The organism is Streptomyces bluensis, from assembly GCF_014650715.1.
GTDB classification, from domain to species: domain Bacteria; phylum Actinomycetota; class Actinomycetes; order Streptomycetales; family Streptomycetaceae; genus Streptomyces; species Streptomyces bluensis.
Genome location: NZ_BMVM01000012.1, coordinates 271,286 through 277,622 on the forward strand (window position 1 = coordinate 271,286; position 6,337 = coordinate 277,622).

Genomic DNA, 6,337 nt, shown 5'->3' on the forward strand with positions numbered 1-6,337 from the left:
CGCCCCCTCACCGCGCCCCCCTAGGCATGGCGTGCCGCCCCGTCCCGCGCCGTTTCCGGCCGCCGCTGGACTCGCACCACGCGCGAGCCCCGACCGGCGCGCGGGCGGCCGCCCTTCTCATAGCCGTGGAACGCCGCCCAGCAAACCATGAGCACGAGGGCGAACACCGGGAGCCAGGCCACGCGGACCGCCAGCCACGCCAGGCTCTCCGGAGCGGTGTGCAGGCCAGGGAAGCGGCCCACCGCCAGACCGGTGGCCGTGGTCGCCATCAGGGCCGTCTGGTGCCAGAGGAAGACGGTCATCGCGGACAGGTTGACGAGGGCCACCGCCGCCCAGGCCAGGGGGCGCCGCATCGCCCGGCGCAGGGGTGCGCGCAGCAGCAGCGCGAGACCGCACTGGGCCAGACCGAAGGTGACGGCGGCCAGGGTGGGCAGGTTGAGGTTGGACACCGCGGCGCCGGGGACGCCGACCATCGACGCCGGGTAACCGGCCCAGGTGACCAGGACCGCCGTCGCCACGCCGCCGCCAATAAGCAGCAGCCAGCCGGCGCGGCGGCGGTCCAGCTCGCCGCGTGTCCAGGCCGCGCCCAGCGTGTACGGGACCAGCCAGCCCGCCGCCAGGTTCACCCAGCCGAGCCAGGACGGACCGCCGAGCCCGAAGCGTATGAGGTCCACGTGGAGGACGACGGCCAGCGGCCACAGCGGGTTGAGCCGGGTCAGCAGCGGGGTCGCCGCCGTCAGCGCGGCGAAGACCAGCAGGAACCACAGCGGGGACAGCGCCAGCTTCAGCAGCGTGTGCACCGTGTCCATGTCCACGCCCGTCGCGAGCAGGCCTGCCGCCGTCACCGCCCACAGGACGAGGAGGGCCACGACCGGTTTGAACAGGCGGCTCAGCCGGGTGCGCAGCCACTCCCCGTATGCCGTCCCGCGCGCATCTGCCGCCGCGTAGCCCTTCGTCGCCACATGGCCGCCCACCAGGAAGAAAACGGCCAGCGTCTGGAAGACCCACGAGATCGGCGCGAGCCAGGGCATGTCCCTCAGGGGGCTCGCGGCGCGCAGCGCGCCACCGTCCGCGACCAGTGCGGTCACCAGCCAGTGCCCCAGGACGACCCCGAGGACCGCCAAGGCCCGCAGCGCGTCGACCGCCCGGTCCCTCTCCGAGGGGGTGGCCGCGTCGAGTCGGCCGGCCAGGGTGCGGACACGGCCCGACCGAAGCGGTGTGGCTGACTTACGCACGGGTCACCTCCGAGGTGTCGCCGAGGACGATCCGGGCGAGGTTGTCCAGGGAGACGGAGCCCGGGCGGAAGTAGTCGCTGTGGCCGCCGTCGCCCGCCGCGAAGACGCGGGCGCCGAAGGCCGGGGAGACGGGGTCGGTACCGAAGCCGACGGTGGTGCCGAAGAGGTCGGCGCCGGCGTGCGGGACGTCCGCGATCCAGTCGCCGGAGCCCCGCGCCGCCCACACGCGTGCGGAGGTGTGCAGCGCGGCGGCGCTGTCCGCGCCGGTGCCCGGGCTACCGATGAGGACGATGTCGTCCACGCGGGCCTCCCCCTGGAGTCCGGCACTCTGGAGTCCGGCGCCCTGGAGTCCGGCACTCCGGCGATCCGCTCGCTCCGCCGCGCGGGCGCACACGACCGAGCCGTACGAGTGGCAGAGCAAGGAGACACGGGCGTCCTGGCCGACCAGCCCCCGCAGCTCCCGTACGAACGCCTCCAGGCGGGGCGCCGCGGACTCGGCCCGGCCGGTGGTGAGCACGGTCGTGCTGATGGTGCGCGGCGTTTCGTAGCCGAGCCAGGAGACGACAGCGGTGCGGGCACCGTGCCCGCCTCCGGGGGACCCGGGAGACCGGGTCGCGACCTCGTCCATGAGGGCCGTCGCACCCGCGCGGAAGCGGTCGTACGTGTCCAGGGTCGTGTCGGAGCCGGGGACCAGGACGGCCACGCGGTCGGCGTGCGCCAGGTCGCCGAAGACCTCGACGGCCTGTCCGGTGCCGCGCCCGTCGAAGGAGAGGAACCGCCGGGTGCTCGCGGCCATGGACCGGTCCGCCGCGGCCCGCTTCCGGTCGCCGTTGGCCGCGGCCATGCGGGCCGCCTTCGCGGCGTTCGCCCGGTTCGCCGTGTACGCCTCGTCCAGCGTGGCCGCCGTCACCGGTGGGAGCACCGCGGGTGCCGGGGCGGGGATCTGGGGACGTGCGAAGGCGGCCAGGGGCGCGACGACCGCGACGGCGACAACCAGGGCGAGCAGCACGCGCCGGGCCCTCCCGGCTCCCCACGTCCTCGCCCTCGCCCTGCCCGGCTCGCCGACCCCGCTCTCCTCGACCCCCATGGCGTCTTCCCTCCCGATCAGCCCGCTCATCGGGCTTGCATGGAAGGAAAGTTAGGAACGCGGACTCGTCGTCCGCGTCACTCCAGGGAGCTCACCTGGAACGTAGCTCTCAGGTACTACGGGTATGACCGGGCAGGGCGTCTCACCACGCCAACTGCGCGACCTCCTCCGCCACCACCGCGCACGCGTCCGCCGCCGGGTCGATCAAGGGGAAGTGACCGACGTCCTCCAGCAGCGTGAGGCCGACCATCTCGCCCGCCTTGGCCGCCGCGTCGGCGTACGACTCGGCGACCGCCTGGGGGACGACGATGTCGGTACGGCCCTGCACCAGCGTGGTGGCGATGCCCGTCGGCAGCAGGAGGGCGGGGTCTGCGTACGGGCGGCGTTCGGCGAACGCGTCCTTCCCGCCCAGGAGTTCCGTGGCCGCTCCCCCGCACACCTCCAGCTTCTCGGCGACCCCGAAGTCGGCGATGGGGGCGAGGGCGACGACACCGCGCAACGGCGCCGCACGGTCCGCACGCCATGGCGCGTCGGCCGGGAGGACGTGGCGGGCGGCGGCCCACAGCGCGAGGTGGCCGCCCGCCGAGTGGCCGGTGATCACCATGCGGCGCGGATCCGCCTGCGGCAGGGCGTCCCGTACGAGGGCGGGCAGCGCGTCCAGCGCCGCTGCCACGTCGTCGAACGTCTCCGGCCAACGACCCGCCACCGGCACGCCCTCCGCACCGCCACTCCCCGCACCACTCTCCGTACCGCTACTCCCCGCGCCGCTCTCCGTACCGCGCCGGTACTCCACGTTCGCCACGGCGAAACCACGGCGGGCCAGGAAGGCGGCGAACGGGGTGGTGTGGCGGCGGTCGTACGGGGCGCGCCAGGCGCCACCGTGCAGCACGACCACAAGCGGTACGAGGTCGTGTCCGGCACCGGGCCCGCGCGGCGCGTAGAAGTCGATCACCTGGTCGGGGTGGTCTCCGTACGCGGCGCCGGCATCGGGGTCGACCGGAGGGTGCGAGAAGGCGGACGCCTCCTCGGCGGCGTCCCGGGCCCGCGCACCCTCCGCTGCTGCTGCCTCATCCGGTGCTGTGACGTTGTCCGGCATGCTCCAACCTCTCAGCGACGAAACGGAATTGGCTTCCTGGGGTACGGACGGACCGGATGGGGCAACCGCCGTTGGCCGGGACGGTACCAGGCCCCGTGACATGACCATTCACAGGGATGTCACGCTCGGTGAAGTTCCTGAGGTACCGCACGGCCTCAGGACGCTCGGTCAGGTCAGGACCTCCCCCAGCACCCGCCCCGCCCGCTCCACGTCCCCGAACCCCACGTACAGGGGCGTGAAACCGAAGCGGAGGACGTCGGGGTGGCGGAAGTCGCCGACCACGCCGTTCTCGATCAGCCGTTTCATCACGTCCCCGGCGCGCGGGCACCGCAGCGCGACCTGGCTGCCCCGTTCCGTGTGGGCGCCCGGGGTCAGGGACTCGACCCGGCCCTCGGGGACGTAGGCCGCGACGCACTCCAGGAAGAAGTCCGTCAGGGCGAGGGACTTGGCGCGGACCGACTCGATCGTCACCCCGTCCCAGACCTCCAGGGCCGCCTCCAGGGCCAGCATCGACAGGATGTCCGGCGTGCCGACGCGACCCCGCAGCGCCCCCGGGGCCGGGGTGTACTCGGGTCGCATGCCGAACGGCTCCGCGTGGGAGTTCCAGCCGGGCAGGGGCGAGTCGAAGCGGGGCTGGAGATCCCGGCGCACATACAGGTACGCGGGCGAACCGGGGCCTCCGTTCAGGTACTTGTACGTGCAGCCGACCGCCAGGTCCACCCCGTGCTCGTCCAGCCCGACGGGCAGGGCACCGGCACTGTGGCACAGGTCCCACACGGCGTACGCGCCCGCCTCGTGCACCGCCGCCGTCAGCCCCGGCAGGTCGTGCAGGCGTCCGGTGCGGTAGTCGACGTGGTTGAGGAGCACCGCGGCGGTGCGGTCGCTCAGCGCCCCCGGCACCTCCGCCGGTGTCACCGGGCGCAGCGAACAGCCCGTCATCCGCGCCGCCGACCCGGCGATGTACCCGTCCGTGGGGAACGTCGTCGCGTCGACCAGGATCTCGTCCCGGCCCGCACCTACACCTACACCTGCACCCGCACCCGCACCCGCACCCGCCATGCGTACGGCGGCCACGAGCGCCTTGAAGACATTGACACTCGTGGAGTCGCCCACCACGATCTGCCCGGCCGCCGCGCCCACCAGCGGGGCGATCCGGTCACCGATCCGCTCCGGCGCCGTCCACCAGCCGCTCTCGCCCCAGGAACGGATGCGCAGCGAGCCCCACTGGCGGCGTACGACGTCGTCGACGTGGCCGGGCACGCCTACCGGCAGCGCGCCGAGGGAGTTGCCGTCGAGGTACACCACCTCGTCGAGCACGAACTTGCCGCGCAGCTCGCCCAGCTCGTCAGCGGCGTCCAACTCACCTGCCTTGAAGGCGAGTTCACGGACCTCAGACATGGGACCTCGCCGTCCACAGCTCCGGAAAGACGTTCTTCTGGGCGCGCTTCTCCAGCCAGGCCACCCCGGCGGAGCCGCCCGTGCCGGGCTTGGCGCCCATCGCCCTGCGGGTGGCGACGAGATGGTCGTTGCGCCAGCGCCACACCAGTTCGGCGACATCGGTCAACGCCTCACCCAGCCGGGCGAGTTCGTCGGTCTCGTCGCCCGCGTACAGGGCGGCCCACACCGCCTCGACCTCCGGGGAGGGCTCGTAGCGCCGGGACACGTCACGGCGTACGACCGCGTCCGGCACCGCGTGGCCGCGTCGCGCGAGCAGCCGCAGCACCTCGTCGTAGAGGCTCGGTTCGTGCAGGGCCTTCTCCAGCTCGGCGTGCACGCGCGGCGCCCCGCGGTGCGGTACGAGCATGGAGGCGGACTTCTCGCCGAGCAGGAACTCCATGCGGCGGTACATCGCCGACTGGAAGCCGGAGCCCTCGCCGAGGGCGGCACGGTAGGAGTTGAACTGGGCGGGGGTGAGCCCCGAGAGGGGCCGCCAGGAGGCGTTGAGCGCCTCCAGCTCCCGTACGGACCGCTTGAGCGCGGCCACGGCGGTCGGTACGTCGTTCTCGCGGAGCGCGCCCGCGGCGGTCTCCCACTCGTGGACGATGACGGTGAACCACAGCTCCATGACCTGGGTGGTCACCAGGAAGACCATTTCTCCGGGGTCGTCGGAGAGGGTGTGCTGGAGGTGGGTGAGGACGTCGGCCCTGACGTAGTCCTCGTAGGGGGTCGTGCCCTGGAAGTCGAGATGCGGGGTCTCGGGCTCGTGCGCCTCGGCCGGAGGGGGAGGGGTCTGCTGAGCCTGTTGGGACATCGCTGTCTCCTGCGAAATGATCCGGGTAGCGGTCCGCCCCTGCCGTTATCGACACGGGGGCCCCGGTCCCCACGGGCATCCTGCGCAATCGTCCCCCGAAAACGCAAGGCCCGCCTGGTCACACCGGGCGGGCCCCACGTCGGGGACGCTCAGCCGAGGGTCTGGGCCGCCGTCGGGGAGGAGTCCTTCAGGAACTGTGTGCAGCGCTCGTACTCCTCCTGCTCGCCGATCGCCCCGGCGGCGCGGGCGAGGCCGTGCAGGGCGCGCAGGAAGCCGCGGTTGGCCTCGTGCTCCCAGGGGACCGGGCCGTGGCCCTTCCAGCCGCTGCGGCGCAGGGCGTCCAGGCCGCGGTGGTAGCCGGTACGGGCGTACGCGTACGACTCGACGACCGAGCCCCGCTCGAACGCGTCGTCCGCGAGTTGCGCCCAGGCGAGGGACGACGTCGGGTAACGGGCGGCGACGTCCGCGGGTGCCGTGCCGGTCGCGAGCAGTTCGCGGGGCTCCGGGTCGTCGGGGAGGTGCGTCGGGGGCGGGCCCCCGAGGAGGTTCTCGTGAATGGTCATGGGTCCAGTCTGGCCCATGTGGGGGTGCGGGTCGGGTCGGCGGAGTGCGCCTGCGGGTCGGGCGCCACCGAACGGTTTTCGCCCCCGCCGCCCCTACCCGTCCCA

The 6,337-nt window shown here is 73.4% G+C and carries 6 protein-coding genes; all 6 read right to left on the reverse strand.

Features of this window, described 5'->3' with window-relative positions; translation table 11 throughout:
- Nucleotides 1–20 precede the first annotated feature (20 nt).
- Nucleotides 21–1,235: an acyltransferase family protein gene (locus IE262_RS27480; protein ID WP_189877425.1), complete on the reverse strand. Its 1,215-nt coding sequence runs from the start codon at nucleotides 1,233–1,235 to the stop codon at nucleotides 21–23.
- Nucleotides 1,228–2,352, reverse strand: a complete 1,125-nt coding sequence (locus IE262_RS27485; RefSeq protein WP_229877521.1) for an alpha/beta hydrolase — start codon at nucleotides 2,350–2,352, stop codon at nucleotides 1,228–1,230. Before IE262_RS27485 ends, IE262_RS27480 begins: the two co-directional genes overlap by 8 nt.
- A gap of 112 nt (nucleotides 2,353–2,464) precedes the next feature.
- Nucleotides 2,465–3,418: an alpha/beta hydrolase gene (locus IE262_RS27490; RefSeq protein WP_189877427.1), complete on the reverse strand. Its 954-nt coding sequence runs from the start codon at nucleotides 3,416–3,418 to the stop codon at nucleotides 2,465–2,467.
- Nucleotides 3,419–3,586: 168 nt separating this feature from the next.
- Nucleotides 3,587–4,816: a kynureninase gene (gene kynU, locus IE262_RS27495; RefSeq protein ID WP_189877429.1), complete on the reverse strand. Its 1,230-nt coding sequence runs from the start codon at nucleotides 4,814–4,816 to the stop codon at nucleotides 3,587–3,589.
- Nucleotides 4,809–5,669 carry a tryptophan 2,3-dioxygenase family protein gene (locus IE262_RS27500; protein WP_189877432.1) on the reverse strand — a complete coding sequence of 287 codons (861 nt, stop codon included), beginning with the start codon at nucleotides 5,667–5,669 and terminating at the stop codon, nucleotides 4,809–4,811. The genes kynU and IE262_RS27500 overlap by 8 nt, the downstream gene beginning before the upstream one ends.
- A 149-nt stretch (nucleotides 5,670–5,818) precedes the next feature.
- Complete coding sequence (locus tag IE262_RS27505; RefSeq protein WP_134034499.1) at nucleotides 5,819–6,232, reverse strand: DUF3151 domain-containing protein; 414 nt, start codon at nucleotides 6,230–6,232, stop codon at nucleotides 5,819–5,821.
- Nucleotides 6,233–6,337 lie beyond the last annotated feature (105 nt).